We start from the raw sequence: 26,271 nt of genomic DNA, 5'->3' as shown, positions 1-26,271 counted from the left end.
TTGCAGGCCGGTCGTCACGACGGTACGAGCGGGGCGGGTGAGCCGTCCATGCGCTCACGCGACTATGCGCGTCATTGCATAAAGAGCAGGCTGAGACGGCCGGTCGGGACGGCTGGTCAGGATGGGCGCAGCCGTACGCCTCACGGGCGCCACGGGACGCGGTGTTCGGCCAGGTGGGCCAGGACCGCGTGGTTGGCCTCCCAGCCGTCGGGGAACTTCACCGTGACGCCGAGGCGGACGGGTTCGGAGGAGGGGTGTTCGTCGAGGAGTTCGGGGACGCCGGCGCGGCAGACGACGATGCAGGCGTGGCGGTGGCGGGAGGTCAGGACGCACAGGCGGCCGGTCTCCAGGTGGAAGGCGGTGGCGTCGGGGCGGCCGGACAGGGGGTGCAGGACGACCGTGACGTCGAACTCGCGGCCCTGGAGGCGGTTGGCGGTGTCGACGGCGACGCCGCCGGGGCCCGCGGGGACGCCGGCGGCGGCCAGGGCGGTGCGGACGGCGGCGGCCTGGTCGCGGTGGGCGGTGCCGACGGCGATGCGGTCGGCGGTGAGCGGGGCGGGCTGCGGGCCGCGCTCGGAGTACGTGACGCCGCCGCGGTCCAGCAGCCGGCGCACGACCGCGGCGACGGCCCGTACCGCCTCGGGGTCGGTGCGCGGGGTGTGCCGGGCGGGCAGCTCCAGCAGGCCCCAGCCGGATTCCGCGGCCTCGTCCAGCACCCGGTCGGGCCCGCTCCCGTCGCCGGGCACGCCGAACGCGAGCCGCCGGTCGCCGTGGCCGGTGCCGCTGCGGAAGGGGGTGTACGGGTAGAAGGCCCGCGAGACCAGGGGCGCGGCCGAGGCGGGCAACCGCCAGGACACCGGCAGGCGGTGCTGGGGCAGGCCCGGGTTGTGGGCCAGCAGGGTGACGACGGCGCTCGCGGACGGGTCCCAGCTCAGGCCCGCCCACTGCTCGGCGCCCACGACGCTGAACGGGTCGAGCTGGCCGGGGTCGCCGACGAACAGGGCGCGTTCGAACAGGCCCGCGACCTGGAGCAGCGCGTCGGAGCGCATCTGGTACGCCTCGTCGACGATGGCGTGCCGCCAGGGCTCGACGTCCTTGACGTACGCCCATTTCGCCGCGGTCGCGATGACGACGGCGCGGTCGCGCAGGTCGGCGACGGAGGTGGACTTCGCGACCTGGGCGTGCCGGTCCAGGACCGGGTCGGGCGGCGAGTCCGTGCCGTGCAGCCGGCCGACGGGCAGCTCGGGGTCGGCGGTGGCGAGCCGGTCGGCGAGGTCGTCGACCTGGGCGTTGGTCTGCGCGACGATCATCAACTGCTCGCCGGACGCGGCCAGTTCGCGGGCCGCGCGCACCACGAGGGTGGACTTGCCGGCGCCCGGCGGTGAGTCGACGACCACCCCGCGGGCGGTCCCGCGCAGGGTGCTGGCCAGGATCGCCGAGGTCGCCGCGGCAGCCTCGGCCCCGGGGTCGAACGGGTCGGCGGGCGCGGCGGGGTCGAGGCCCTGCGTCACAGAAAGTCCTCCGCGGTCGCGGTGTCGGGAGCTTCGGGCACGGCCGTCTCGCGCGCCTGGGGCGGCCCGCCGTGCGTCCACGGTGTCGCCTCCGCCTCGGGCAGCGCGGGCCCGCCCCGCTGGTCGTGCGCGAAGAGCGTGAACGTCACCCGGTCCCCGGGCTCCGGCACGCTCCCTTCGCGGGGCGTCTTCCCCGTGCCCATCCCACCCGTGAGCCGCACGACGACCTGCCACAGGGGACCGGACTGCGGCTCCGCCGCCGGCGCCGGGCCCGCGGCCGGCGGCACGTCCGCCGCCGCTGGCCCGCCACCCGCCGCCGACGGCCCCTCGGCGGGTGCGCCGCCCGCCCCCCGTTGCGCCGGGACCCCGGGCGCCGGGGTGAGGGAGACGACCTCCGCCGTCTGGGCGGACTTCGCGCCGGGGAGGGCGCGGTAGGCGCGGGTCGCGGGGTCGGCCTGGGGGAGGTCGGGGGTGGTCAGGGTCAGCAGGGGGCGGGGCATGGGGCGGCGGCCCTCGGACCAGGTCATCTCGACGGAGAGCACCGTGCCGGTGAACGCCTCGCCGGCGAGCCGGCGCGCGGCCATGACCAGCGGGTCGTCCAGGGCCTCCTGGGCGTAGAGCCTGGCCTGCGCGGTCTCGCGCCCCGCGAGCTTCTGCGCGGCGGTCACCGCGTCGTCGCGGCGGGGCTGCGGGGGCTCGCCGGCGCGCAGCCGGTCGCGGTGGCCGGTGAAGGACCAGCGGTCCCGCTTCCACCGCTCCTCGACGTGCGCACCCTCCGGGAGGGCCCGCAGCAGGTCCACGCCGTGCCATACGTCGTCCCATGTGGGCCGCAGCTGCGAGGCGACCAGCCGCCGTACGTCCGCCTCGGCGACCCGCATGGGGCCGGTCGCGCCGGCCGACCGCGCGGCGTCGTAGCGCTCCAGGGCGGGGGCGAGGACGCGGTTGTCGAAGACCGGGTCGGTCGCGGGGCCGGCGGGCGGGCTGAGCAGCAGGCCGTCCGGGCCGCGGCCGGTCTGCGCGCGGGCGGCGGCCGACCCGCCGTCCAGGCCGTCCGGCGGGTCGATCCAGCCGAGCAGCGCGCCGAGGTGCTGGTCCTCCATGGCGCTCTGGCCGGTCGCCCAGTGCCGGGTGAGCAGCTCCGTCATGGCGACCAGCAGCGAACTGCCGGGCGTGCGGGCCCGTTCGGCGTAGTGGGTGAGCCAGCGGCCGAGCAGCGGCACGGGGACGGGCACGGGGTGCGGGGCGTCGGGGTCCTCGACCGTCCGCAGGTAGCGCGTGGAGCGGCCGAGCAGCCGTACGTAGTCCAGTGCGGCGGAGTTGGGCACGACGATCTGCGGCGCGTCCGCGCACACCTCCACCTCTTCGCGGTTCTTCGTCGCCGGCTCGGTCTCGACCTCGTCGGCGTACGCGTCCACGACCGGCAGCACGGCCGCCGCGAGCCCGGCGAAGAAGGCGAACCGCAGCTCGCGGTCCAGCGGTTGCGGGACGACCAGCAGCGTGGGCTCCGCCCGGTCCGTGCCGACCATCGCGCCGAGCGGCGCGCCCGCCTCGCCCGCGGTGGTGAGCGGGACGAGTACGAGGGGCCGTTCGGCGATCCGCCGGTGCCGTACGGTCGCCGCCGGGACGGCCCGGCCCGCGGCCACCGCTTCGGCGCGGGCCAGGACGTTCATCAGGCTCATGCGGGGCCGCCGGTCGCCGCGGCGAGCGCCTCCGCGCGCAGGGCCGCCGCGCGGCGCAGGGCGGCGACGGCCGGGTCGGCGGTGGGGGCGGTGGAGCAGGAGGCGGCGCGCACCGACGCCAGCGTCGTCAGGTCGCCGAGGTCGGAGCGCAGGGCGCGGCCGAGCGCGTCCACGGCGTCGGCCTCGCGGGCCCGGGCGCGGCAGTGGAAGGCCAGCTCGCAGCTGGACAGGCACTCGGGCGCGTACGCGGCCGGGACCGCGTCGACCGCGGCGGTCAGCTCCGGGCGCGGGGCGGCCGGGTCGAAGGTGACGGCCTCGGGGAGGGCCGCGGCGATCTCCTCGATACGGGTCAGCCGGGCGAGCTGGCGGCGGGTCACGGCGAGCTGCTTGCGGACGTCGACGCTCTCGGCGGTCGGGAGGTTGGAGAAGTCCTTGGGGCAGACCAGCAGGATCGCGCTGCGGGCCCTGCCGGCCTCGACCGCGTCGAGCGCGAGGACGTACACCGCGGCCTGGCGGGCGGCGGCGCCGACCTTCATCGCGTCGGCGGCGCCGTCCAGGATCGGGAAGGACTTGATCTCGACGACCGTCCAGCTGCCGTCCGGCGCGACGGCCACCGCGTCGGGCTCCAGGAAGACCGTGGAGCCGGCGACCTCCACGGCGAGCAGCGGGTGGTCGAGCAGCGTCCAGCCGCCGCGCGGGGCCTCGGCGAGGGCCAGCCGGGTGCGGGCGGTGCGGCCCTCGGGGCCGGCGGCGGCGAGGTCGGGGACCTGCGCGCGGGCGCCCTCCGCGCCGAGCAGCCGCAGCAGCTCGGCGCAGCCGTCGGCCTTGACGCGGGCCTCGAAGGCGTGGCCGCGGGAGAAGGCGAAGCGGGACTGGCCGAAGCGGGCGGGCGCGCCCAGCGCCTCGGCGACCGCGCCCTTGTCGACGCCCGCCGCGTCCATCAGCGCCCGCCGCCGGCAGCCGGGGTTGGCGGCCAGCGCGGCGAGCGCCCGGGCGTCGAGCGGGCGGGGGGCGGTGCCGGGGCCGCGCAGGGCCGCCAGCCGCTCCCGGAGTGTGTGGTGCGTCGTGCTCACCCGGGAAAGTCTTGCACCCGGCTACGACAACGCGCCCGCGCGCCCCGCCGATTCGCCGCCCGGGCCGGCGTTCAGGACGCCCTGCTGTGCGCGTCCCGCCCGGCGTCCAGGTCCGTTTCGAGGCCCGTTTCGAGGTCGGCGTCCAGGTCGGCGTCCAGGCCCGCGTCGAGATCGGCCTTCAGGTCCGCGTCGAGGTCCGCGTCCAGCTCGGCGGCGAGTCCGGCGTCCGCGTCCGCCTCGCCGTCCGGCTCCGCCTCCCCGCCCGCATGCGCCGCCGGCCGCCCCGCTTCCGCGGACGGTACGGGCGCCGGGCGCGGCCCGGGCACCTTGCCCTCGGCGGCCGGAGCGGCCGGCGCGGCCGGCGCGGCGGGCGCCACGGCCGGCGCCGCGGCGAGCGCGACAGGGGCCGCACCCGGCGTCCGGCCGATGCGCCGGTGCAGCCCCGACTGGAGCGTGTCCACGACCCGCAGCACCGGCTTGGAGAGCACGAAGCCGATGCCCATGGTGACCACGCCCGCCGCCGCGTCCAGCAGGTAGTGGTTCGCGGTGCCCATGACGACGAAGGCCGTGGCGAGCGGGTAGACCACGCCGAGGGTGCGCACGGCGGCGTTGCGGCCGTAGCGGAAGAGCATGATGCCGCACCACAGGGACCAGCCGACGTGCAGGCTCGGCATGGCGGCGTACTGGTTGGTGAGGTGGCCCAGGCCCCGCGGGGCGCTCGCGTCGGTGCCCCACCAGCCGTACGAGCCGTACTGCGCCATGGTGTCCATGAAGCCGTGCGCGCCGGGCAGCAGCCGGGGCGGGGCGGTGGGCATGGTGGTGAAGCCGACCAGGCCGATGACGGTGGACAGCAGCAGCCAGGTGCGGGCCCTGCGGTAGTGGGTGGGGCGGCGCAGCCACAGCCAGACCAGGATCGTCGGCGTGACCACGTAGTGCAGGGACGCGTACATGAAGTCGGCGGGGACGCCGAGGAACGCGTGCTCGGTGAAGAGCCGGTTGAACCAGCGCTCGGGGTCGAGGTGGGTCAGTTGCTCGAAGTGCAGGATGTCCGCGCCGTGCTTGACGGCGTCGTCCACGTCACCGCGCACCAGCAGGCGCGCTCCGGAATAGAGCGCGTAGACCACGGCAATCAACGGCAGCTCGGTCCACCAGCGCAGCCTGCCGCGGTACGCGGCAGCTCGCGGCGCGGCGGCGGTGATCGTCATTGCGGGCGTCTCTCCAGGTTCTCCGAAGGCCGCGGGCTGCGGTCATGGACGTGTGGCGTACCCTCTACCGTACGACGTACGGTAAACCGTACGCACACCGCCCCGGCAAAGCGTCGAAACCCTGCGTTCAGGCGGCATTCAGCGCTCGTACGGTGTTCAACCACCCCGGGCGGGGGGTATGCATGCACCGCGGAGGACGCGCGGAGCGATCTCCGGGTTGCCCCCGGCCGCGAAGGACGTGAAAAAGAGCACCCTATGCCCAGCACCCCGCCGGCCAGCCCCCCACGGCGCCGCGCCCCACGCAACTCGCTCAACCCCGACCGTATCCTCGATGCCGCCCTCACCCTGCTCGACCGCGACGGCGCCGAGGCCTTCACCATGCGCGGCCTCGCCCAGCAGCTCGGAGTCGGCACGATGGCCGTCTACTCGCACTTCCGGGGCAAGGACGAGATCAGTGACGCCGTCGCCCAGCGGCTGCTGGACACGATAGAGCTTCCGCGGGAGGGTTCCGGCGATCCGCGCGGCGAATTGCGCGAGGTGTGCCTCGGGGTGTACCGGCTGTTCACCGAGCATCCTTCCGCGCTCGAACTGCTCGCGGGCCGGCCGCTGCGCGGGGACGACGCGATCGCGCTCATCGACCGGATGCTGGCGCTGCTGGTACGGGCCGGGCTCGGGCCGCAGGACGCGGCGCACGCCCATATCGCCCTGATGCAGTACACCGTGGGCTCGGCGCTGTGGAACACCCGGCGGGCCAGGACGCTGTGCCAGGACGGCGCCCGCGACCGGGTGCTGGCCAAGATCGCGGCGCTGGACGCCGGCGCGTACCCGGCGCTGGTCTCGCTCGCGCCCGACCTGCTGTGCGCCCGCAACGAGGGCACGGGCCAGTTCGAGTACGGGCTCGACGGGCTGCTGCGGGGGCTGCTCGGCGCTGCGCCGCAGGTCTGAGCGATGATGGGGGTTTCCCGCTCCCGCACGAGAGGCCGCCCCGCATGGCTGCGCGCATCCTTCTGGTCCGGCACGGCCAGACGGAATGGTCCCTGTCCGGCCGGCACACCGGCCGGACCGACATCCCGCTGACCGACGAGGGCCGCCGCACCGCCGCCCTGCTCGGCGAGCGGCTCGCGGGCGCGCCCTGGAACGGCCTGCGGGAGGTGGAGGTGCGCACCAGCCCGCTGCGCCGCGCGGCCGACACGTGCGAGCTCGCCGGCTTCTCCGGCGCCAAGGAGTGGGACGCGCTGCTGGAGTGGCACTACGGCGACTACGAGGGCCTGAAGCCGGCGGAGATCCAGGCACTGCGGCCCGGCTGGCTGATCTGGCGCGACGGGGCGCCGGGCGGCGAGTCGCCCGGCGAGGTGGCGGCGCGGGCCGACGAGGTGGTGGCGTGGGCGCGCTCGGCCCACCACGACGTACTGGTCTTCGCGCACGGCCATGTGCTGCGCATGCTCGGCGCCCGCTGGCTGGGCCTGCCGCCGTCGTTCGGGGCGGCACTGCGGCTGGAGCCGGCCTCGCTGTCGGTGCTGGGCTGGGCGTACGGGCAGCCGGCGATCGAGCGCTGGAACGACACCGGCCACCTGGGCTGACGCGCCTGCCGCGGCGGGCGGTGTCCGCGGGGCGGGACGGCGGCGACGGGGCGCGGGCGGGACGGGGTAGCGTTCCGCGAGGGCGGCGTGCGCCGCCGACCGACGGTACGTACTCGATGGAGGCTTGAGACCATGGCAACCACCCGGACCGCCACCACTCAGTGGAAGGGCGCGCTGATCGGCGGCGAAGGCACCGTCTCGCTCGACACCTCGGGCGTCGGCACGTACGAGGTCTCCTGGCCCTCGCGCGCCGAGGCCGCCAACGGCAAGACCAGCCCCGAGGAGCTGATCGCCGCGGCCCACTCCTCCTGCTACTCGATGGCGCTCTCGCACGGCCTGGCCGGCGCCGGCACCCCGCCGGAGACGGTGCAGACGGTCGCGAACGTCACCTTCCAGCCGGGCGAGGGCATCACCGGCATCGCGCTGTCGGTCAAGGCCCGGGTGCCGGGGCTGTCGGCGGAGGACTTCCAGGCGGCGGCGAAGACCGCCAAGGAGAACTGCCCGGTGAGCAAGGCGCTGGCCGGCACCACCATCACCCTTGAGGCGGAACTGCTCGACTGAGCGGCCGTCCCGCGGTGAGCCTCAGCGGCGGGTGACGCGTATCGTCCAGTCGCCCGCCGCGTCGCGCCCCTGCACCCGGAAGGTCACCCCCGACGCCTTGTCGTGGTAGGTCTGGCCGGCGGTGAAGGGCGCGTCGTTGAGGGAGTTGAAGGCGCCGCTGCTGAAGTCGCAGGCGGAGGTGCCTGGGTGGCCGTCCACGACGGTGACCGGGCCCTGCCCGGAGTCGACGTCGGTGCGCACCCGGTAGGCGAGTATCCCCTGCCGGCAGGCGTCGCCGTCGTCGCCGACCGCCGCCCGGGCCTCCAGCACGAAGACCTTGGTGGGGCCGTAGGGGATCATGACCGCCTTGCGCCCGCCGGGCACCTCGACGGGGCTGAGGGTGTACGTGGCGGCGCCGCGCGCGGTGACGCAGGAGATCTGCCGGTCCGCCAGCCAGCCCAGGCGCCATTTGTGCCAGGCGAGGAAGTCGCCCTGCAGGCCCCAGTCCAGGGACATGGTGTCCCACTGGCCGGCGAGCTTGTCGGTGCGGGGGAAGTCGTCGGCGGAGTAGAGGTCAGGCAGCCCGAAGTCGTGGCCGTTCTCGTGGCTGAGGACCCGTGAGCCGGACTGGTCGTGGCCGTATATGAGCGAGACCTTGTCCAGGTGGGCGCCCTCGTCGGTGGTGGCGGCCGAGGCGCCGGTCCAGGTGACCGAGAGCACCGCCTCGTCGGCGGGCGGGCCGGCGTTGGGCGTGACCAGGATGTTGACCAGGTCGTAGCCGCGGAAGTCGATGTCCTTGTCGGCGACCTTCAGCAGGTCGCGCATCATCTGCGTGTGCGCGTCCCAGCCGTAGCCGCGGCCTATGCCGTACGCGCTGAAGGGCCGGGGCATGCGTATGTAGCGCAGCACGGGCGTGGACTCGTAGTCCAGCCGGCCGTACGAGGCGGTGGCGTACCAGCGCTTGACGGCCGGGAAGAACTCGTCGTAGCGCTCGGCGGCGCTGTAGGGGGCCTTGGCGTCGGGGAAGTCGATGAGCAGCGTCAGGGCGCGCAGGGTGCCGCTGGAGGGGGCGAACTCGGCGCCGGGGCCGCGCCGGGTGGAGTCCGGGAAGCCCTCGGACATCGCGACGCCGGGCACGGCCCGCAGCGCGCAGGGGCGGGCGGCCGGCGGCGGGGCGGGCAGCGCGGGCGGGCCGCCGCCGACCGACACCGAGCTGCCGACCGCGAGCAGGCCCGCGGCGCCGAGCGCGGCTGCCCGCAGACCGCGGCGCAGCCCGTAGGTGACGGCGCGCCGCCCGGCGCCCGGCAGGTCGTCGTCAGGCACCGGTGCCGCCCGGGAGGGTCCGGGTGACCTTGACCGCCCAGTCGCCGTCCGGCTCGTGGCCGGTGACGGTGACGCGGGTGGAGCCGTCGGGCAGCGCGTAGGACTCCCCCACGCCGAGCGGCGCGTCGGCCAGCGGCGGGTAGACGGAGCTGCCGGCGCAGGCCGAGGTGCCGGGGTGGCCGTCGATGACGTCGATCGGGCCGTCGCCGGACTCGCGGTCGGAGCGCACCCGGTAGAGCAGTACGCCCTGCCGGCAGGCGGTGGCGTCGTTGCCCGCGGTGGTGCGGGCCTCGATGGCGAGCGCGGAGTCCGGGCCGGTGCGGACGACCAGCAGCTTGGTGCCGCCGTCCGGGGTCTCGTCGGGGCTCAGGTCGTGGTAGGTCGTGCCGGCGCCGGTGAGGCAGCCGACCTGGCCGGGGGCGAGCCAGCCGAGCTTCCACTTGTGCCACGCGAAGGGCTCGGGGGCCAGGCCGAACTGGCTGCCCATCAGGTCCCAGTCCCCCACATGGGTGTCCCAGTCGGCGGTGCTGCCCAGCGGCGGGCGGTAGTAGAGGTCGGGCAGGTCGAAGACGTGGCCGGTCTCGTGGGCGAGCACGTTGTGGTCCGGCGGGTGCTGCTCGAAGACGGTCACCAGGCGGCCGATCGGGTTGCCGTCCAGGGTGACGGGCGCGGCGAGGTTGACGACCTTGGTGGCGTCGGAGTCCACGCCGGGCGCGCCGGGGTCGGCGACGAGGTAGACCACGTCGTAGCCGGCGAAGTCGACGACCGGGTCGGCGACGGTGAGCGCGTCGCGCAGGTAGGCGGTGCGGTCGGCGGCCCGCCAGTCGCGGCTGATGGCGTACCGGGTGGCCGAGTGCGGCATCGTCAGCCAGCGGTCCACGGTGTGCAGGTGCAGCCGGAACTTCCCGTACGACGCGGCGGACCAGAAGTCCGCGGTCGCCGGGTAGTGGTCGGCGGCGACCTGCCGCGGGGTCAGCTCGGGGGGCGCGTCGGGGAAGGACAGGAAGACCATGAGCGCGTTCACGTCGCCCTGCGCCCTGGCGTAGCCGCCGGGGGCGCTGTCGACGCCCTCGGAGTGGTGCACGGCGGTGCGCGGCAGCAGGCACACCGCCGAGGACGGCTCGGCGTGCGCGTCCGGCCCGGTGGCGAGCGTCCAGGCGACCAGGGCGGCCAGGACGCAGCCGGTGGCCGCCAGCGCACGCGCCCCGCGCGAGCGCTCCGGCGCACCCGCCACGGCCCGTGCGCGGGGCGCGCCGCCGGCGCCGCGCGTATCACCTGCCGAGATGCCTGACCGCCGCACTTGGACCTCCGGGGAGGGTTCGCGAACCCGTTCGGGACACCTCCCTCACTTTGCTGCGGTTTGCGGGGTTATGCGGCCTTCGGATGCTCCGCCCGGGTCACGGGTGCGGCGGCGCGCGGGCGAACACCCGCGCGGGCTGCGGCACTACGTTCCGTGACGGCGGCGGGGAATCGATCAGGACCGTCGCCGAATCGCGCAGAAACGGTCGGTGCGCCGGGGCGCGTGCGGGAAATCACCACTGCGACGCTGGATCACCTGTCCCGCCAGCCCATATGATCGCGTGCGAGACGAGCGCAACACGGGGAGCAGGCCATGGGCGGACCCGCGGGCGGCCCCGGCGTCGACCCCGACAGCACAGCACAGGTCATCACGCAGAGTCACAGTTCTGCCCCACACCCGCGCGGTGCGGCGGGCCGTGACGAGGCCGAGCCGCGTGACTACCGCGCCGCGTTCGCCGTGGCCAGGGCCGCGATGGCGCTGCTGTCGCCGGAGGGCGACGTGCTCGCGGCGAACCCGGCGCTGGCCACCCTGCTGGGGGCCGCGCCCGAGCGGCTGGCGGCGGTCGGCGCGGGAGCGCTGCTGGGCCTGGCCGGCGATCCGCACGCCCGGGCGGCCTTCCACGACGTGCTCACCGGCCGCCGCGACCGGCTGCGCTGCACCCGCCGGATCACCCGTCAGGACGACGGCGGGGACGTACTGGCCGAGATCACCCTGTCGCGCACGGGAGCGCGCCCCCTGCTGCTGACCGTCGAGGACGTCGGCGAACGCGACGCGCTGCGCGAGCAGTTGCGGCATCTGCGGATGCACGACCCGGTGACCCGGCTGCCCAACCGGGCGCTGTTCTTCGAACGCCTCACCGACGCGTGCGACAGCCCGCCCGGCCGCGGCACCGGCCGGATCGGGCTGTGCTACCTGGACCTGGACGGCTTCAAGGCGGTCAACGACACCCTCGGCCACCGGGTCGGCGACGAACTGCTCGCCGCCGTCGCCCGCCGGCTGCTGGCGTGCGCCGAGCCCGGCGGCCACCTGGTGGCGCGGCTCGGCGGCGACGAGTTCGCGCTGCTGGTACGGGACTCCACCGGCACCGGGCAGGCCACCGCGCTCGCCGAGTCGGTACTGACCGCGCTCCAGCAGCCCTTCGACGTCGCCGGGCAGCGGCTCGCGGTGTCGGCGAGCATCGGGGTGGTGGAGCGGGAGGTGCCGGGCAGCTCGGCGACCGGCCTGATGCAGGCCGCCGACACCACGCTCTACTGGGCCAAGGCCGACGGCAAGGCCCGCTGGACGCTCTTCGACCCCGAGCGCAACGAGCACCGGATGACCCGCCAGGCGCTCAGCCGCACGCTGCGGCAGGCGGTGGAGCGCGGCGAGTTCGTGCTGGACTACCAGCCGCTGGTCGCGCTCGGCACCGGTGAGCTGCGCGGGGTGGAGGCGCTGGTGCGCTGGGAGCACCCGCACTTCGGGCGGCTGTCGCCGGGCCGCTTCGTGGGGCTCGCCGAGGAGGACGGCTCGATCGTGCAGCTGGGCCGGTGGGTGCTCGCCGAGAGCTGCCGGCAGGCCCGGGCGTGGCAGCTGGCGTATCCGGCGACGGCGCCGGTGGTGAGCGTCAACGTGGCGGTGCGGCAGATGTGGGACTCCGACCTGGTCGCGGACGTCGCCCGGATCCTCCAGGAGAACGCGCTGCCGCCGCGGCTGCTCCAGCTGGAGCTGACCGAGTCCGCCCTCATGGGCTCGGCCGGCCGGCCCCTCCAGGCGCTGCACGCGCTGCACGAGATGGGCGTACGGATCGTCATCGACGACTTCGGCACGGGCTATTCGAACCTGGCCTACCTCAGCCGGCTGCCGGTCTCCGCGCTCAAGCTCGACGGCTCCTTCGTCCAGGGCTTCCGGCACGCCGAGCACCCCAACCCGGCGGACGAGACCATCGTCGAGGCCCTGGTCGACCTCGCGCACCGGCTGGGCCTGACGGTCACCGCCGAATGCGTCGAGAACGCCGAGCAGGCCGAGCGCCTGCGCCGTATCGGCTGCGACACGGGCCAGGGCTACCACTTCTCCCGCCCCGTCCCCCCGGCGGCGATTGCGGGTCTGCTCGGCTAGCGGCTGCTGCCGCGCAGGAGGCCGGCAACCCCGGAGGGACCCGCGTCCTCGGGGGGAGGGAGGACGCGGGTCCCGGGTTCAGCGGGTCTCAGCCGGGTTCAGCCGAGGCCGGAAGGGGCCGGCAGGAGCCGGCAGGAGCCAGGGCTCAGCAGGCGCCGAGGTCCTGCCAGACGCCCCATTCGCCGGTCGTGCCCGGCTCCTCGTTGGTGGTCCACCACTTGGCGTTCCAGTTGTGGCCCTTCCAGGAGACCTGGTTGCCGCCGACGTAGATCGCCGAGGCGGACCAGGACGGCAGGGTGCAGGTGCCGCCCGGCGGGGTGGTCGGGGGCGTGGTCGGCGGGGTCGTGGGAGGCGTCGTCGGCGGGGTGGTCGGCGGCGTCGTGGGCGGGGTGGTGGGGGGCGTGGTGGGCGGCGAGGTCGGGTTCGAGCAGCTCGCCGGGGCGGAGCCCTTCGTGGCGTTCACGATCTTGTTGAAGAGCGTCGCCGACGGGTCCAGGTCGAGCAGCGAGTACATCATCGAGCCGCCGAGCCCGTGGCAGTGCGCGTAGTCGGCCTTGGCCTGGACGCCCTGGCTGCCGAGCCCGGTCCAGAACTCGTTGCCGTTGTAGAAGTAGTTGGACTGCGAGGCCGCGTCCCAGTACGTCGTCGAGGCGTTGTCGACGATGCCGGTCAGCTCCTTGTAGTACGCCGTCCCGGCGACCTGGCTGATGCCGCGCGCCGGGGCCGCGCCCGAGGCCGGCTGGTAGAGGCCGTGGTTGCTGCCGGCCGAGACACCGGTCCAGCCGCGGTAGTACAGCGGGTAGCCCATGGTGATCTTGCCGGCCGGGAAGCCGCCGGGGATGCCGTACGCCGGGTCACCGGTCGTCCAGGCCTTGATCGCCTCGTCCGTGCTGTACTTCGCGGTGCCGGGCGTGATCGGGTTCGACGGGTCGTTCGGCGACTGGTACGTCGGGTCCTGGTGGTTGGTCGGACCGGTGGCGTCCCAGGCGCCGTGCATGTCGTACGTCATGATGTTCGCGTAGTCGAGGTACTGCCCGAGCTTGTCGGTCTCGACGGTGGCGATCTTGTCCTGGCCGGACGGCAGCGCGGCGGTCAGCAGCATCTTCTTGCCGCCGTTCGCGGCCCCGTACGCGTCCAGCTCGGTGCGGAACTCCGCGGCCAGCTTGGTGAAGTTGGCCTTGTCGTTCGGGCTGTAGTGGTTGCCGGTGTGGCCGTTGGGCGAGCCGGGGTACTCCCAGTCGATGTCGAAGCCGTCGAAGATGCCGGCCGCGGCGCCGGTGCCGCCGTAGCCGCCCTGCACCGGCAGGTTGCCCTTGATGAACATGTCGATGCAGGAGCTGACCAGCTTCTTGCGGCTGGCGTCGGTCGCGGCGGCGTCGGAGAAGTACTTCGAGTACGTCCACCCGCCCAGCGAGACCAGGATCTTCAGCTTCGGGTACTTCGCCTTGAGCTGCTTGAGCTGGTTGAAGTTGCCGACCAGCGGCTGGTTCCAGGTGTCCGCGGTGCCGTTGACGCTGATGTCGGAGCCGAAGGACTTCTGGTAGTCGGCGAAGGCGTCGCCCGCCCCGTCACCGGCGTTGGGATCGCTCTCGTTCGTGGAGTCGGACGCCTTGGTGGCCTCGAAACACGTGAGGTTCACCGGGTCGATGTTCTCGAACGAGTAGTTGAGGATGTCGAGCTTGCCGGCGATGCCCTCGGTGTCGAGGTTCTTCGGGTAGAAGGCGTTGCCGTAGATGCTCCACTGGTCGTAGTAGGCGATGTTGACCCCGCCGCTGCTGGCGGCAGCGGCGGCGGGAGCTGCCGCGGCGGCGGCGCTCTTGCCGCTCGCGGTGTCCGCCTGGGCGGTGCCGAGGCCGCCGACGAGCGCGGTGAACGCACCGAGGGCGAGCGCGGCGCTGGTGGCGGCGGCCACCAGCGCTCTCTTCCTGGACTGCACGAAGACCTCCGGGGGGAGAGGGAGGAAACGACAGGGGGCTGTTGGGCTATGGATAGTCCCCTGATCAAGTGCACGTCAATGGTCTGAACCAAAGCCAGGACTAGACCAATTTGCCGCCGCTCGGGGCCGGTTGAAAGTTCACGACATGACAAAAGCCGCTCGTCAGCCGGGTGACGAGCGGCTTTGACCGCCGGTGAGGCTCACCCCCGCGGTCGGTTCGGTGTTGGACCACCGGGGGCACGGAAACCGCTATTTAACCCGCGGCGCCGTCCGCGGCGACGTCCTCGGGGAAGCCGTACGCGTCCGCGATCAGGTCGTAGGAGCGCGCCCGCACCCCCGGGGTGTGCGCGTTGGCGGTGATCACCAGCTCGTCCGCGCCGGTGCGCTCCACCAGCTCATCCAGCCCGGCCCGTACGGTCTGCGGGTCGCCGTGGATGACGTTGGCGGTCCAGGAGCCGACGAACTCCTCCTCCATCGGGCTGAAGGGGTAGGCCGCGGCCTCCTCCGGCGTCGGGATCAGCCCGGGGCGCCCGGTGCGCAGCCGCAGCATGCTCAGCGCGCCGGCCAGCACCTGGCGGCGGGCCTGCTCGGGGTCCTCGGTCGCGAGCGCCGCGACGCCGATCGAGGCGTACGGGCGGTCCAGCACCGGCGAGGGGCGGAAGGACTCGCGGTACAGCCGCAGCGCCGGAACGGTGTTCTGCGCGGAGAAGTGGTGGGCGAAGGAGAAGGGCAGCCCGAGCGCGCCGGCCAGCTGCGCGCTGAAGCCCGACGAGCCCAGCAGCCAGATGCTCGGCCGGTCCTCCGACTGCACCCCGCCCAGCGCGCTGCCCTGCACCGGGCCCGGCACCGCGTGGATACGGGCGTAGCGGTGGCCCTCGGGGAAGTCGTCGTCCAGGAAGCGCATCAGCTCGGCGAGCTGCTGCGGGAATTCGTCGGCGCCCTCGTGCAGGGACTCGGTCCTGCGCAGCGCCGCCGCGGTCGCCCCGTCCGTGCCCGGCGCGCGGCCCAGGCCCAGGTCGATCCGGCCCGGGGCCAGCGCCTCCAGGGTGCCGAACTGCTCGGCGATCACCAGCGGCGCGTGGTTGGGCAGCATGACGCCGCCGGAGCCGAGCCGCAGGGTGCGGGTGAAGGCGGCCAGATGGGCGAGGATCACCGCGGGCGAGGAGCTGGCGACGCCCGGCATCGAGTGGTGCTCGGCGACCCACATCCGGTGGTAGCCGCGGGCCTCGGCGGTCCTGGCGATCTGCACGCTGGTACGCAGCGCGTCGCCGGCCGTCAGCCCCGCGCCGACGCCGGCCAGGTCCAGCACGGACAGCGGGACGGGCGCGCTGCCGCGTGCGGTGCCGCGGATCCCGTGCCCGGCCGGCCGCCGCCCGCCCTGCCCCGTCGACCCGCCGCCGTCCCGTGCCAGCTCGTCAGCCACTGCCGGTGCCTCCTCGTCCGTACTGCTCTCGTCGTCCGTACTGCTCTCGTCGTCCGCGCCGCTCACGCGTACCGCTCGTCCATGCCGCTCGCGCGTCCCGTGACCGCCCCGCGGTGCGCCGGGGCGCACGCAGGGCTCTCGGGTGGCGCAACCGGAGCGCGCTTCCGGTTATTCCCCGGCGTGAATTCGGTGCATGCGGAAACTGGGCAATGTCGCTGGCATATGCCAGAGTGGCCCCTTCCTGCATATACGGTCGGAGGCGTCCGAAGAACTCGCCAACGGCCTCTTCCGGCAACGGTATTGGGGCTATCGTGGAATCCGGTCGAGCTGCCGGTGGGACCCGCCGTCGAGTACCCACCGTGACCGGTAGCAACGGCCGTGACGCAGACGGTCACACCTTGCAGGGGGCCACCGTGGCGCTGGAGCACCGCACGACCGCGCAGATCCACGCGGTCCAGCACGCCTTGCGTGTACTGGAAGCCGTCGATTCGCATCGGCACGGCGTCACCGCGGATCAGCTCGCCAGGGAGATAGGCGTGCCCGTCGGGTACCTCAACCAACTCCTCGTCATGCTGCGACGTGAGCGTTATCTGGGATTCCTGCCCGGCGGCGGATATGTGGTGGGTGAATCCCTCATCCTGCTCGGCGCCGCCAACCACGACGAGGCGCTCGCCGAGAAACTGCGCGCAGTTCTGGTGGAACTACGCGACGAGGTCGGCGCCGCGGTGTATTTCAGCCGCTACGACGACGGCGAGGTCAACATCATCGACTTCGCGGACGGCCCCAACGCACCGAAGGTCAACGAGTGGGTCGACTTCCGCTCGGCGGCGCACGCGAGCGCGGTCGGCAAGTGCCTGCTGTCGCAGCTGGACCACGACGGGCGGCTCGAACACCTCTCCCGGCACCGGCCGGCCCGCCTGACCTCCCGCACCGTCATCGACGACCGCGCCCTGCTCACCCGGCTGGAACGCCAGCCGGCCACCGTGCCCACGCTGGACCTGCAGGAATACGCGGTCGGCACGGTGTGCGCGGCGATCCCGGTCACGATCGGCAAGACGGTGGCCTGCCTGGCCCTGTCCATGCCGCTGACCGAGGCGCACCGGCTGCGCCCGGCAGTGGACACCCTCAACGAGCGGGCGGCGCCGGTCCTGCTGTCGATGAGCATCTGATCCTCCCGCCGGCCCCGGGATGGTCACGAGCACGGCCGCGGAGGAGATATAGTTTTCCTCGTTGCGCCGCTAGCTCAGTTGGTTAGAGCAGCTGACTCTTAATCAGCGGGTCCGGGGTTCGAGTCCCTGGCGGCGCACTTGTGAGGCCCGTACGCTCCGGCGTACGGGCCTCATGCGTTCCCGGCGTCACGCCCAGTGCGCCGGGCGGGCCAGCGGCGCTGGGAGGCGGGTCGCGCCGTCGCCGGCGGCGGAGGCGAGCTGGGCAGCGGTCAGGAAGAGCGCGCCGCGCAGGTCCGCGCCCCGCAGATCGGCCCCGCGCAGATCCGTACCCAGCAGGTCGGCGTCCCGCAGGTCCGCCCCGCGCAGGTCAGCGCCGAGCAGCAGCGCGCCGCGGAAGTCGGCGCCGCGCAGGTCAGCGCGGCGCAGCCGGGCGCCCATGAGGTCGGCCCCGCTGTGGTCCCGGGCGCCGCGGTGGCCGGCCCTGGCCCGCCGGGAGGCGTCCCGCAGCACCGCCGCGACCCGGGCCCGCTCGGCGGCGACGTCCAGCGCCAGCAGCTCGTCGGGCCCGGCCAGGCTCAGCGCCTCGACCCGGGCGGCGGCCTGCGCGGCGGCGTCGTGCAGCGCGGCGGCGGCCGGCAGGGCGCGGACCTCGGCGAGGTGGCGCAGCAGCTCGTGGAGCTGGCGCACGACCGGCAGCAGCGCGAACATCGCCCGGCCGCCGTCGGCCGCGTCCCGCCAGTCCTGCCCGGCGAAGGTGTGCCGGGAGAGCTTCTGGCCGGCGCCGAAGCAGTCGTAGGTGGTGCAGCCGGCGTAGCCGCGGTCGCGCAGCCGGTCGTGGATGCCGCAGCGGTGGTCGGCGCCGAGGTGCCCGCAGGGCCGGCCTGCGGGCTTGTCCTGGGCGAAGTCGGCGGAGCGGGTGAAGGCCAGGGCGACGCAGCACAGCCCGAAGCAGTTGCCGCAGTCCGCCAGCAGCGCGCCGTCCTCCATGGTGCGGGCCCCTTTCCTCGCCAGGGGTCCATGGTGCCGCACCCGCCCGCCGCGGCGGTCAGCTGCCCGGCAGCACCGCGGGCTTGGCCGCCGTGTAGAGCCAGGTGGTGAAGAAGCCGCCGAGGTCCTTGCCGGACAGGTGCTCGGCCAGGGCGCGGAATTCGGCGATGGTGCCGTTGCCGTACCGGTGCTGGGCCGGCCAGGCCTTGAGCAGGGCGCGGAAGGCGTGGTCGCCGATGGTGGTGCGCAGCGCCTGGATGGCGATGGCGCCGCGGTCGTAGACGGCGTCGTCGAACTGCTTGTCCGGGCCCGGGTCGCCGGGCTTGACCGTCCAGAAGGGGTCGTCGGCCGGGTAGGAGTCGTACGTCTGCCGGGCCGCCTGCTGCGTCGTCGGGCCGCCCTCGTGCTCCTGCCACAGCCAGCTGCCGTAGGTCGCGAAGCCCTCGTTGAGCCAGATGTCGGACCACCGCTCCAGCGACACGTCGTCGCCCCACCACTGGTGGGACAGCTCGTGCGCGACGGTGCCGATGCCGTCGCTGGCGGCGAAGACGGCGGGGCTGTAGAAGACCCGGGTCTGCGCCTCCAGCGAGAAGTGCGAGGGCACGTCGGGGACGTAGCCGCCGGCCGCGTCGAAGGGGTAGGGGCCGAACCAGGTGCTCAGGAAGTCGATGATCTCGCCGGTGCGCTCGACGCCCTTGCGGGCGTTGGCGGCGGTGGTGGCGGGCAGCGCGGTGCTGTAGGCGTTGATGACGGGGACGCCGGTGCGGGTGCGGCTGCGGGTGATGTCGAAGTGGCCGAGGGCGAGGGTGGCGAGGTAGGTGGCCTGCGGCTTGTCCTGGCGCCAGTGGTAGTCGGTCCAGCCGTGCGCGGTGCGCTGGGAGAGCAGCAGGCCGTTGCTGACGGCCTGCTCGCCGGCCGGCACGCTCACGTCGACGTCGTAGGTGGCCTTGTCCAGCGGGTGGTCGTTGCTGGGGAACCACCACCAGGCCGACTCGGGCTCGTTGGCGGCGACCCCGCCGTCCGGGGTGCGCTGCCAGGACGTGAAGCCGTAGCGCTGCACGGTGGAGGGGACGCCGGAGTAGGTGACGGCGACTGTGAAGTGCCGGCCGCCGGGGATGGTGCGGGCGGGGGTGATGACGAGCTCCTGCTCGCCGCTGGTGGTGAAGGACGCCGGGCGGCCGTCGACGGTGACCTTGCTGACGGTCAGGGCGAAGTCCAGGTCGAAGCTGGTCAGGCCCTGGGTCGCGGTGGCCTGGAGGGTCGCGGTGCCGCTGAGGGTGTCGGTGGCGGGCTGGTAGCGCAGCGCGAGGCCGTAGTGGGCGACGTCGTAGCCGCCGTTGCCGTACGTCGGGTAGTACGGGTCGCCGATGCCGGGTGCGCCCGGGCCGGCGTCGGCCGCCGATGCCGGGATCACCAGCAGGAAGCCGAGGGCGGCGGCAGCGGTCGCGATCACTTGCTTGCGCACGAAGGTCCTCCGGTGCGATGGGGTGCGAGGGGTTCTCAGGAGGTGCCGGTCGGTGGCAGGTACACGACGACGGTAGGGATCACCCGAGCGCTCAGCCACCCCATCGCCCCCATCCGTCGCAGAAACTTCACCTGGCGCAACACATGACGCCGCGTCACCCCGATCCCGGGACGTACACCCCCGTCACGGGCGGGGCCGGATAGGTTCGACCATGTGAAGATTGCCTGGTTGTCCCGGGCCCTCCAGCGGGTGGAGGGCGAGTACCTGGCGCGTATGGGCCTGTCGCTGCCGCTGGCCTCCATGGCGCTGGTCGTGCTCGCGGACCTCGTCGAGGGGCGGGACCACTTCCTCACGCCCGGCATCGTGGTGGCGCCGCCGCTGGCCGCGATCACCGTCACCTGGCGCAAGACGCTGTTCGTCGGGGTGCTGGGCCTGCTGGTGCAGGCCGCGCTCGCGCCGTACGACGGCATCACCGACATCCCCGACCACGACGTCTTCTTCGGCCAGGCGTTCGCGTACGCGTTCGTCACCCTCTTCAGCGTCTACATCGCCTGGCGGCGGGAGACCGGCGCGAAGGCCTTCACCGCGATCGCCTCGGTCGCCGAGGCCGCCCAGCACGCGCTGATGCGCCCGCCCGAGCCGCGGGTCGGCCCGGTGCGGCTGGCGGTGCGGTACGTCTCGGCCGCGGACGCCGCGCAGATCGGCGGCGACCTCTACGCGGTGCTGGAGACCCCGCACGGCGTGCGCGCCCTCATCGGCGACGTGCGCGGCAAGGGCCTGGCGGCGGTGCAGACCTCGGCGGTGGTGCTCGGCGCGTTCCGGGAGGCGGCGTTCGACGAGGGCGGCCTGGACACGGTCGCCGCGCGCGTCGACACCAGCGTCGGACGGCATGTCACCACCGGCGACTTCATCACCGCGCTCTTCGCGCAGTTCGACACCCCCGGCAGCGTCGAGCTGCTCCACTACGGCCATGTCGCGCCGCTGCTGGTGTCCACCGACGGCACCGTGCAGACCCTGGACCCGGCCGACCCGTGGGTCCCGCTGGGCCTGAAGGACCTGGTGCCCGCCGGCCCCGCGCCGTGGCGGGTGCCGATGCGGCCGGGCGATGTGCTCGTGCTGTGCACGGACGGCGTGATCGAGGCCCGCAGCCCGGTGGACGGCACCTTCTACCCGCTGGGCGAGCGGGTGGGCCCGCTGGTGGCCGGCGCGCACAGCGACCTGGACGCGGCGGTGGAGCGCGTCTACGCCGACCTGCTGCGGCACGCGGGCGGCTCGCTGTCCGACGACGTCGTCCTGCTGCTGCTCTCCCCGCAGCCGCGCCCGCTGCCGATGCATCCGCAGGACCCGCCGATCCCGCTGTAGGGCCCGCGTGCGGGGTGCCCTCAGCGGGTGGCGCGCTCCAGGGCGACGATGACCGACTCGTACGGCTCCCCCGTCGCGTGCGCCATCCCCACCTCGCACATCCGGCTCGCCGACAGGTACGCCGCGAAGCCGCGCCCGGCGACCTCCTCGGCCTCGGCGCGGGTCGCGGCGGCCGTCAGCTCCTCGTGCAGCATGCCGCGGTCGCCGGCGAAGCCGCAGCACCCGGCGTCGTCCGGCACCACGACCTCCTCGGCGAGCGCCGCGGCGACCTCCGCGAGGGCCGCGCCGGGCCGGCCGAGGTGGGCGGCCGAGCAGGTGGGGTGCAGCACCGCCGAGCCGACCGGCGCGGTCACCGCGAGCCGGGGCAGCACGTGCTCGGCGGCCCACACGGTGGAGTCCAGCACCGTCAGCTCGGCGTGCAGGGCGCGGTTGGCGTCGCTCAGGTACGGCACGACCTCGCGGGCCAGGCCCAGCGTGCACGAGGTGGCGTCCACGACGATCGGCAGCCGCCCGCCGCCGGTCCACGCCCAGGCGTGCTCGACGATCCGGTTGGCCATCAGCGCGTTGCCGGCCTCGTAGCCCTTGGAGTGCCAGATGGTCGCGCAGCAGGTGCCGGTGACGCCGGGCGGTATCCACACCGGCACGCCCGCCCGGGCCGCGACGGTGACCAGGGCCTGCGGCAGCCAGCCGGTCCGCCCGGCGGGCGGCCCGAAGATCCGGTTGACGCACGCCGGGTAGTAGACGGCGGCGGCGCCGTCCTTGCGCGTACGGGGCAGCGCGCGGGGCGCGGCGCCCGGGGTCTCCGGCAGCCAGTGCGGTACGAGGCCGGGGCCGGCCGCGCGGCGGGCGAGCGAGGTGGCCGCGGCCAGCGGGCGGTCGCCGGCCCGGTGGCGTACGGCGTCGGCGGTCGCGACGGCGGCGCGGGTGGCGCGTTCCGCGGTGCGCCAGTGCGTCGCGGCGGAGGCGGCGGCCCGCTCCTGGGCGCGGGTGTGCCGGGCGCGGCGGAAGCCCCGCATCATCGCGCCGGTGTCGATGCCGACCGGGCAGGCGAGCTTGCAGGTGGAGTCGCCGGCGCAGGTGTCGACGGCGGCGTGGTCGTAGGCGGCGGTCAGTTCGGCGAGCACCGGGGAGCCGGCGGGCTGGCGCAGCATCTCGCGGCGCAGCACGATGCGCTGGCGCGGGGTGGTCGTCAGGTCGCGGCTGGGGCAGGTCGGTTCGCAGAAGCCGCACTCGATGCAGGGGTCGGCGACCGGCTCGATGGCCGGGACGGTCTTCAGGCCGCGCAGGTGGGCGCGCGGGTCCTGGTCGAGGACGACATGCGGGGCGAGGATGCCGTCCGGGTCGAGCAGCGCCTTGACCCGCCACATCAGGGCGGTCGCGGCCGGGCCCCACTCCTGCTCAAGGAAGGGCGTGAGGTTGCGGCCGGTGCCGTGCTCGGCCTTGAGGGAGCCGTCGAAGCGCTCGGTGACGGTGCGGCAGAAGTCGGCCATGAAGGCGGCGTAGCGCTCGACGTCGGCGGGCTGCCCGGGGTCGAAGGTGAGCAGGAAGTGCAGGTTGCCGTGGGCGGCGTGGCCGGCGACGGCGGCGGTGAAGCCGTGCCGGCGCTGGAGGGCGAGCAGTTCCTCGCACGCCTCGGCGAGGCGGCCGGGGGGTACGGCGAAGTCCTCGGTGATCAGGGTGGTGCCGGGCGGCCGGGCCCCGCCGACGGCGGTGACGAACGCCTTGCGGGCCCGCCACAGGGCGGCGGCGCGCTCCCGGTCACGGGTGAAGGAGCCGTAGCCGTCGCCGGCCGGGCGGGGGGCGAGCTGGCCGAGGTCGGCGCAGATCCGGGCGGCGGCGCGCTCGTAGGCGGCGAGCTGGGTGTCGTCGGCGGCGCGGAATTCGACCAGCAGGGCCGCGCAGGTCTCCGGCAGCGCTGCCCACTCCTTGGGCACGCCCTCGACGGCGGTCGCGGCCCGCAGCACATTGCCGTCCATCAGCTCCACCGCGTCCGCGCCGGCCTGCGCGAAGTGCGGTACGGCCGCGGCGGCGGCCGGCAGCGTCGGGAAGAACAGCAGGGCGGTTGTCGCGGCAGGGCGCAGCGGCAGCGTCTCGTAGACGGCCTCGGCGACGAAGCCGAGGGTGCCCTGCGAGCCGATCATCAGGCCGCGCAGGATCTGGGCGGGGCTGTCGGCGTCGAGGAAGGCATCCAGGCGGTAGCCGCTGGTGTTCTTGATGGCGAACTTGGCCCGGATGCGGGCGGTGAGGCCGGCGTCGGCCTCGATCTCGTCGCGCAGGTCCAGCAGGCCCTGGTAGATGTCGGGCTCGGCGGCGGCGAGCTGCGCGTCGGCGTCGGGGTCGGCGGTGTCCACGACGGTGCCGGACGGCAGGACGGCGGTCAGCGAGCGGACGGTGCGGTAGGAGTCGCGGGCGGTGCCGGCGGTCATGCCGGAGGCGTTGTTGGCCAGCACGCCGCCGACGGTCGCGGCGATCGCGCTCGCCGGGTCGGGGCCGAGGACCCGGCCGTGCCGGGCGAGGGTGGCGTTGGCGCGGGCCAGGACGGTGCCGGGCAGGACCCGGGCGAGGGTGCCGCCGGCCTCGACCTCGACACCGCTGAAGTGGCGGCGGACGTCGACGAGGATGTCCTCGCCCTGGGCCTGGCCGTTCAGGCTCGTGCCGGCGGCGCGGAAGACCAGGTTGCGGCGCTCGGCACGGGCGAAGGCCAGCAGCCGTACGACGTCCTGCACGCTGTCGGGGACGACGACGGCCTGCGGCACGAAGCGGTAGGGGCTGGCGTCGGAGGCGTACCGGACGAGGTCGGTGAGCCCGCTGAGCACCTTGTGCGGGCCCAGCAGCCGGGTGAGCCCCGTCCTGAGGTGCACCGGGGTGCCCCCGGCGCGCGTCTCCCCCACCCGGTCCGGCGCGGCCTCCCCCGCGGGCGCCGGCCGCAGCACATGGCCCTTCGGTTCGAGCACGGCCATCGGTACCTCCTCGGCGAACGGTCCCCCACGGGGTGGGGTCCGGACCTGGCGGCATTCCGTTCCTACCGCTGGCCAACATATGCCCGTCCCGGCGGCTCTGCGCATCCTTGCTCCGCGCCCCGCGCGCGGCTCCCCGCCGCCGACCTCGGCTGGAACCCGCAGGTCAGGGGCTTGGGCCTGGGGCGCCGGGGGTACGCGGGGCGTCCGCCCGGGGGAAGGGGAACGTCACGCACGCCGCTCTGCCGGACGGGTGGGGCCGGGGTCATCGAAGGCCGCCGGACCCGCCGCGAAGTCAGGTCGGCAGGCGCCAGCGGGGACCGTCCGGGGAACCGAGCCAGACCGTCTGGTGCCATTCGGTGGCCGTCATACCGAAGGACGTCTGGTCGGGTGCGCCCTCCCGCTGCCACAGCGTGAGGGCCTCCTCGATCACATCCCACAGCCGGAGCGGGCCGTCCTGGTGGACCGTCCAGCCCCCGGTGTCCGGCTCGGTCCACGCCTGTGAGCCGGACGCCGCGTCGATGAGGGCGACGCCCTCCGCGGTCCGGATCAGTTCGGCCGAGGGGGCGGCGAGTTGGGCGACGAAGTGGGCGGTCCAGTCGTCCAGCAGCGCGGGGTCGACGCGGGTGCTGCGGGTCGTGCCGGGATGCGGATAGAAGGTGGGGCGGGGCGGCCGTTCGTGCGGGCGGGCGAGCATGTACGAGACGGTGTCGCCGGTGAAGTGGCCGCGCGCGACGCCCTCCTCGTCGAGGGTGAGCCGGATCAGGCCCGAGGCGAGCATCCATCCGCCGAGCGTTGTCACGATGCTGCCGCCGTCCCGGAGCTGCCAGAGCCACGACGGCGGGATCGTCCGGACCGCACATGTGGCGATGACGGTGTCGTAGTCGGCCCCTTCCTGGTGCCCGCGCAGGCCGTCGCCGACGACGAGGTGGGGGCGGTGGCCGGCCTCGCGCAGATGGCGGGCGGCGGCCACGGCCACGTCCGCGTCGTACTCCACCGAGTGGACGGCCTCGTCGCCGAGCCGGTGGCACGCGATGGCCGTGGAGTAGCCGGTGCCGGTGCCGATTTCGAGCACCTTGTCGCCGGCCCGGACGTCCGCGAGCTCGAACATCCTCAGGACGAGGGACGGCAGGGTGCTGGAGGAGGTGGGTTGTCCGGCAAGCACCCCGGTGGCGTGCTCGGCGCCGATGCCGTCGACCTGCGTCACCCACGTGGTGTCCGAGTAGGCCAGGCGCAGCCACTCCTCCTCGCCGAGCTGCTCCCGGTGGACGGGCACCCACCGGGCGCCGTCCGGCCGGAAGACGGCCTCCCCGAGGAACAGCTCGCGAGGCACCGCCTCGACGGCCGCCCGCCAGGCCGGGTCCGAGAGCCGGCCGCCACGGGCGAGTGTGTCGGCGAGGCCCCGGCGGAGCGAGCTGCTGCTGGTCATCTGCGGTCCAGGTCGGGGTGTTGGAGTCGGTCGGCGATGGCCGAGGCGATCTGACTGGTGATGTGCTCAGGGAACCATGCGAACTGGCCGTTGGGGTTGCACTCGTACCAGTGCCACTCGCCGGCGGCGTCAAGACCGAAGTCGAAGGCGCCGTAGGCGAGGCCGAACCGCCCGAGGTAGTCGTGCACGCTCTCCGCGACGCCCGCAGGAGTGTCGATCAGCTCGTACGAGAGGTCGTCGTAGTGCCGGCGCCAGTCCAGTCCGGGTGAGCCGTCGATCCGCACGGCGAAGAGCCGGTCACCGACAGCCGTGAGCCGGATGTCCGCGACCTTGTCCACTCGCTGCTGGAAGAGGTGCATCGTCCTCCCGACGCCGTCGTCCAGGGCCTCTGGCGCTACTTCCTCGACCCACACGGTCATCCCGCGCCCCTGCGGGTCCGTGTAGTCGCTGTTGTAGAGGGGCTTGTAGACCACCGGCCCGTGGTCGGCGGCGAATCGCCGCGCGGCGTCGACGTCGTTCGTGAGGAGCGTCGGCGGCACGCGCAGTCCGCACCTGGCGGCTGCCGCGAGCTGGGCCGGTTTGTATTCCGCGGCTCGGTTCCGCCACGGGTGGTTGACGTAGTGCGCGCCGGGAAGCGAGGCCAGGATGCCGCCGAGCCCGTAGCGGGCCTGGTCCACGCACCACCGTGCGTCGCGCTCGTCCAGGTCCGCGGGTGCGGCGTACGGCCCGGGTCGCCGCCAGTACACCGCCCGTATGCCGTCCAGCGCCGCAATCCGGGTCCGGGTACGCACCTCGCCGACGAGTCCGGAGCCGTGGACCTGCGCGTTCACGGTCACTGCGGTCGGGAAGTCCGCCGGGTCGAGCCGGATCACCGGAACTCTTCGTTGCCCCAGTTCCTCGATCACGACGTCGGCGGTCACATCGTCCAGACCGGTGACCACGAGCACGGGCGACGGCAGCGTCAATCGGTGTCCCCCTCCTGGTCACTGCCTTCGTCGGTGGTGCCGTCCAGAGACGTCTTGGGCTTTGTCTCCTTGCTCGTCTCGCTCCGCTTGTGCCGGGCGGAGCCCACTGCGACGGACCCGTCCGGCCCCACCCACCGCCCGGTCTGGCTCTCCGCATCCAGCACCACTGTGGCGGCGGCCACGACGGCCGAGACGGGAAACGGCCTCATCCGGCTCAAACCCCACGGCCTCGCATCTGGCGCTGTCATCTGGCCCCCTCGTCGTCAGGTACCG

Annotated in this window: 20 protein-coding genes and 1 tRNA gene; 7 read left to right on the top strand and 14 right to left on the bottom strand. The window is 74.3% G+C overall.

All coding sequences use genetic code 11. The features are described from left to right. Positions 1–140: 140 nt before the first annotated feature. The 4 genes from HCN08_RS00685 to HCN08_RS00670 form a co-directional block, all read right to left on the bottom strand. Positions 141–1,511, bottom strand: a complete 1,371-nt coding sequence (locus HCN08_RS00685; RefSeq protein WP_167980814.1) for an AAA domain-containing protein — start codon at positions 1,509–1,511, stop codon at positions 141–143. After that, positions 1,508–3,190 (bottom strand): hypothetical protein, encoded by a 1,683-nt coding sequence (locus HCN08_RS00680; protein ID WP_167980813.1) that lies wholly within the window; start codon positions 3,188–3,190, stop codon positions 1,508–1,510. The genes HCN08_RS00685 and HCN08_RS00680 overlap by 4 nt, the downstream gene beginning before the upstream one ends. After that, positions 3,187–4,263 carry a hypothetical protein gene (locus tag HCN08_RS00675; RefSeq protein ID WP_167980812.1) on the bottom strand — a complete coding sequence of 359 codons (1,077 nt, stop codon included), beginning with the start codon at positions 4,261–4,263 and terminating at the stop codon, positions 3,187–3,189. The genes HCN08_RS00680 and HCN08_RS00675 overlap by 4 nt, the downstream gene beginning before the upstream one ends. 71 nt (positions 4,264–4,334) lie before the next feature. Further along, complete coding sequence (locus tag HCN08_RS00670) at positions 4,335–5,468, bottom strand: phosphatase PAP2 family protein (protein WP_167980811.1); 1,134 nt, start codon at positions 5,466–5,468, stop codon at positions 4,335–4,337. A 255-nt stretch (positions 5,469–5,723) separates the two neighbouring features. Between HCN08_RS00670 and HCN08_RS00665 the strand changes: the two genes are divergently transcribed. The 3 genes from HCN08_RS00665 (at position 5,724) to HCN08_RS00655 (ending at position 7,609) form a co-directional block, all read left to right on the top strand. Next, positions 5,724–6,413 (top strand): TetR/AcrR family transcriptional regulator, encoded by a 690-nt coding sequence (locus HCN08_RS00665; protein ID WP_167980810.1) that lies wholly within the window; start codon positions 5,724–5,726, stop codon positions 6,411–6,413. A gap of 44 nt (positions 6,414–6,457) precedes the next feature. Beyond that, entirely contained in the window at positions 6,458–7,048 is a 591-nt protein-coding gene (locus tag HCN08_RS00660) for a histidine phosphatase family protein (protein WP_167980809.1), read from the top strand. 132 nt (positions 7,049–7,180) lie between these two features. Beyond that, positions 7,181–7,609: an OsmC family peroxiredoxin gene (locus HCN08_RS00655; RefSeq protein WP_167980808.1), complete on the top strand. Its 429-nt coding sequence runs from the start codon at positions 7,181–7,183 to the stop codon at positions 7,607–7,609. 21 nt (positions 7,610–7,630) lie between these two features. Here HCN08_RS00655 and HCN08_RS00650 read toward each other — a convergent pair whose 3' ends face one another. Beyond that, positions 7,631–8,911, bottom strand: a complete 1,281-nt coding sequence (locus tag HCN08_RS00650; protein WP_322974157.1) for a M6 family metalloprotease domain-containing protein — start codon at positions 8,909–8,911, stop codon at positions 7,631–7,633. Further along, positions 8,904–10,145: a M6 family metalloprotease domain-containing protein gene (locus HCN08_RS00645; protein WP_167980807.1), complete on the bottom strand. Its 1,242-nt coding sequence runs from the start codon at positions 10,143–10,145 to the stop codon at positions 8,904–8,906. Before HCN08_RS00645 ends, HCN08_RS00650 begins: the two co-directional genes overlap by 8 nt. Before the next feature lie 378 nt (positions 10,146–10,523). Here HCN08_RS00645 and HCN08_RS00640 point away from each other — a divergent pair, with 378 nt between their 5' ends. After that, positions 10,524–12,305 carry a putative bifunctional diguanylate cyclase/phosphodiesterase gene (locus HCN08_RS00640; RefSeq protein WP_167980806.1) on the top strand — a complete coding sequence of 594 codons (1,782 nt, stop codon included), beginning with the start codon at positions 10,524–10,526 and terminating at the stop codon, positions 12,303–12,305. Positions 12,306–12,450: 145 nt separating this feature from the next. Here HCN08_RS00640 and HCN08_RS00635 read toward each other — a convergent pair whose 3' ends face one another. Together HCN08_RS00635 and HCN08_RS00630 are read right to left on the bottom strand one after the other, a co-directional pair. Next, entirely contained in the window at positions 12,451–14,241 is a 1,791-nt protein-coding gene (locus tag HCN08_RS00635; protein ID WP_322974156.1) for a glycosyl hydrolase family 18 protein, read from the bottom strand. A 253-nt stretch (positions 14,242–14,494) separates the two neighbouring features. Next, on the bottom strand, positions 14,495–15,652 hold the full coding sequence (locus tag HCN08_RS00630; RefSeq protein ID WP_167981210.1) for an LLM class flavin-dependent oxidoreductase: 1,158 nt from the start codon (positions 15,650–15,652) through the stop codon (positions 14,495–14,497). Positions 15,653–16,077: 425 nt separating this feature from the next. Here HCN08_RS00630 and HCN08_RS00625 point away from each other — a divergent pair, with 425 nt between their 5' ends. Together HCN08_RS00625 and HCN08_RS00620 are read left to right on the top strand one after the other, a co-directional pair. Beyond that, positions 16,078–16,833, top strand: coding sequence for an IclR family transcriptional regulator (locus HCN08_RS00625; protein ID WP_167981209.1), 756 nt, complete (start codon positions 16,078–16,080; stop codon positions 16,831–16,833). Between the two features lie 63 nt (positions 16,834–16,896). Further along, positions 16,897–16,970, top strand: a tRNA-Lys gene (locus tag HCN08_RS00620). Positions 16,971–17,019: 49 nt separating this feature from the next. Here the strand turns inward: HCN08_RS00620 and HCN08_RS00615 are convergent. Together HCN08_RS00615 and HCN08_RS00610 are read right to left on the bottom strand one after the other, a co-directional pair. Continuing rightward, entirely contained in the window at positions 17,020–17,820 is an 801-nt protein-coding gene (locus tag HCN08_RS00615) for a pentapeptide repeat-containing protein (protein WP_167980805.1), read from the bottom strand. A 58-nt stretch (positions 17,821–17,878) separates the two neighbouring features. Beyond that, positions 17,879–19,285, bottom strand: a complete 1,407-nt coding sequence (locus tag HCN08_RS00610; RefSeq protein ID WP_167980804.1) for a M1 family metallopeptidase — start codon at positions 19,283–19,285, stop codon at positions 17,879–17,881. Positions 19,286–19,498: 213 nt separating this feature from the next. Between HCN08_RS00610 and HCN08_RS00605 the strand changes: the two genes are divergently transcribed. After that, positions 19,499–20,647: a PP2C family protein-serine/threonine phosphatase gene (locus HCN08_RS00605; RefSeq protein WP_322974155.1), complete on the top strand. Its 1,149-nt coding sequence runs from the start codon at positions 19,499–19,501 to the stop codon at positions 20,645–20,647. A 20-nt stretch (positions 20,648–20,667) separates the two neighbouring features. Here the strand turns inward: HCN08_RS00605 and HCN08_RS00600 are convergent, their stop codons facing one another. The 4 genes from HCN08_RS00600 to HCN08_RS00585 form a co-directional block, all read right to left on the bottom strand. Further along, complete coding sequence (locus HCN08_RS00600) at positions 20,668–23,607, bottom strand: FAD-binding and (Fe-S)-binding domain-containing protein (RefSeq protein WP_167980803.1); 2,940 nt, start codon at positions 23,605–23,607, stop codon at positions 20,668–20,670. A 292-nt stretch (positions 23,608–23,899) separates the two neighbouring features. Then, positions 23,900–25,033, bottom strand: a complete 1,134-nt coding sequence (gene tgmC / locus HCN08_RS00595; RefSeq protein ID WP_167980802.1) for an ATP-grasp peptide maturase system methyltransferase — start codon at positions 25,031–25,033, stop codon at positions 23,900–23,902. Next, positions 25,030–25,998 (bottom strand): ATP-grasp ribosomal peptide maturase, encoded by a 969-nt coding sequence (gene tgmB / locus HCN08_RS00590; protein ID WP_167980801.1) that lies wholly within the window; start codon positions 25,996–25,998, stop codon positions 25,030–25,032. The genes tgmC and tgmB overlap by 4 nt, the downstream gene beginning before the upstream one ends. After that, on the bottom strand, positions 25,995–26,207 hold the full coding sequence (locus HCN08_RS00585) for a putative ATP-grasp-modified RiPP (RefSeq protein WP_240969654.1): 213 nt from the start codon (positions 26,205–26,207) through the stop codon (positions 25,995–25,997). Before HCN08_RS00585 ends, tgmB begins: the two co-directional genes overlap by 4 nt. Between the last annotated feature and the right edge of the window lie 64 nt (positions 26,208–26,271).

Source organism: Actinacidiphila epipremni, from assembly GCF_012034175.1.
GTDB classification, from domain to species: Bacteria; Actinomycetota; Actinomycetes; order Streptomycetales; family Streptomycetaceae; genus Actinacidiphila; species Actinacidiphila epipremni.
This window is presented reverse-complemented; position numbering and strand designations above follow the sequence as displayed.

What these genes read in the sequence shown, in the direction of transcription:
- HCN08_RS00680 (WP_167980813.1), bottom strand. Translation starts at nt 3,190, where the DNA reads ATGAGCCTGATGAACGTCCTGGCCCGCGCCGAAGCGGTGGCCGCGGGC.
- HCN08_RS00670 (WP_167980811.1), bottom strand. Translation starts at nt 5,468, where the DNA reads ATGACGATCACCGCCGCCGCGCCGCGAGCTGCCGCGTACCGCGGCAGG.
- HCN08_RS00665 (WP_167980810.1), top strand. Translation starts at nt 5,724, where the DNA reads ATGCCCAGCACCCCGCCGGCCAGCCCCCCACGGCGCCGCGCCCCACGC.
- HCN08_RS00660 (WP_167980809.1), top strand. Translation starts at nt 6,458, where the DNA reads ATGGCTGCGCGCATCCTTCTGGTCCGGCACGGCCAGACGGAATGGTCC.
- HCN08_RS00655 (WP_167980808.1), top strand. Translation starts at nt 7,181, where the DNA reads ATGGCAACCACCCGGACCGCCACCACTCAGTGGAAGGGCGCGCTGATC.
- HCN08_RS00640 (WP_167980806.1), top strand. Translation starts at nt 10,524, where the DNA reads ATGGGCGGACCCGCGGGCGGCCCCGGCGTCGACCCCGACAGCACAGCA.
- HCN08_RS00615 (WP_167980805.1), bottom strand. Translation starts at nt 17,820, where the DNA reads ATGGAGGACGGCGCGCTGCTGGCGGACTGCGGCAACTGCTTCGGGCTG.
- HCN08_RS00600 (WP_167980803.1), bottom strand. Translation starts at nt 23,607, where the DNA reads ATGGCCGTGCTCGAACCGAAGGGCCATGTGCTGCGGCCGGCGCCCGCG.
- tgmC (WP_167980802.1), bottom strand. Translation starts at nt 25,033, where the DNA reads ATGACCAGCAGCAGCTCGCTCCGCCGGGGCCTCGCCGACACACTCGCC.
- HCN08_RS00585 (WP_240969654.1), bottom strand. Translation starts at nt 26,207, where the DNA reads ATGAGGCCGTTTCCCGTCTCGGCCGTCGTGGCCGCCGCCACAGTGGTG.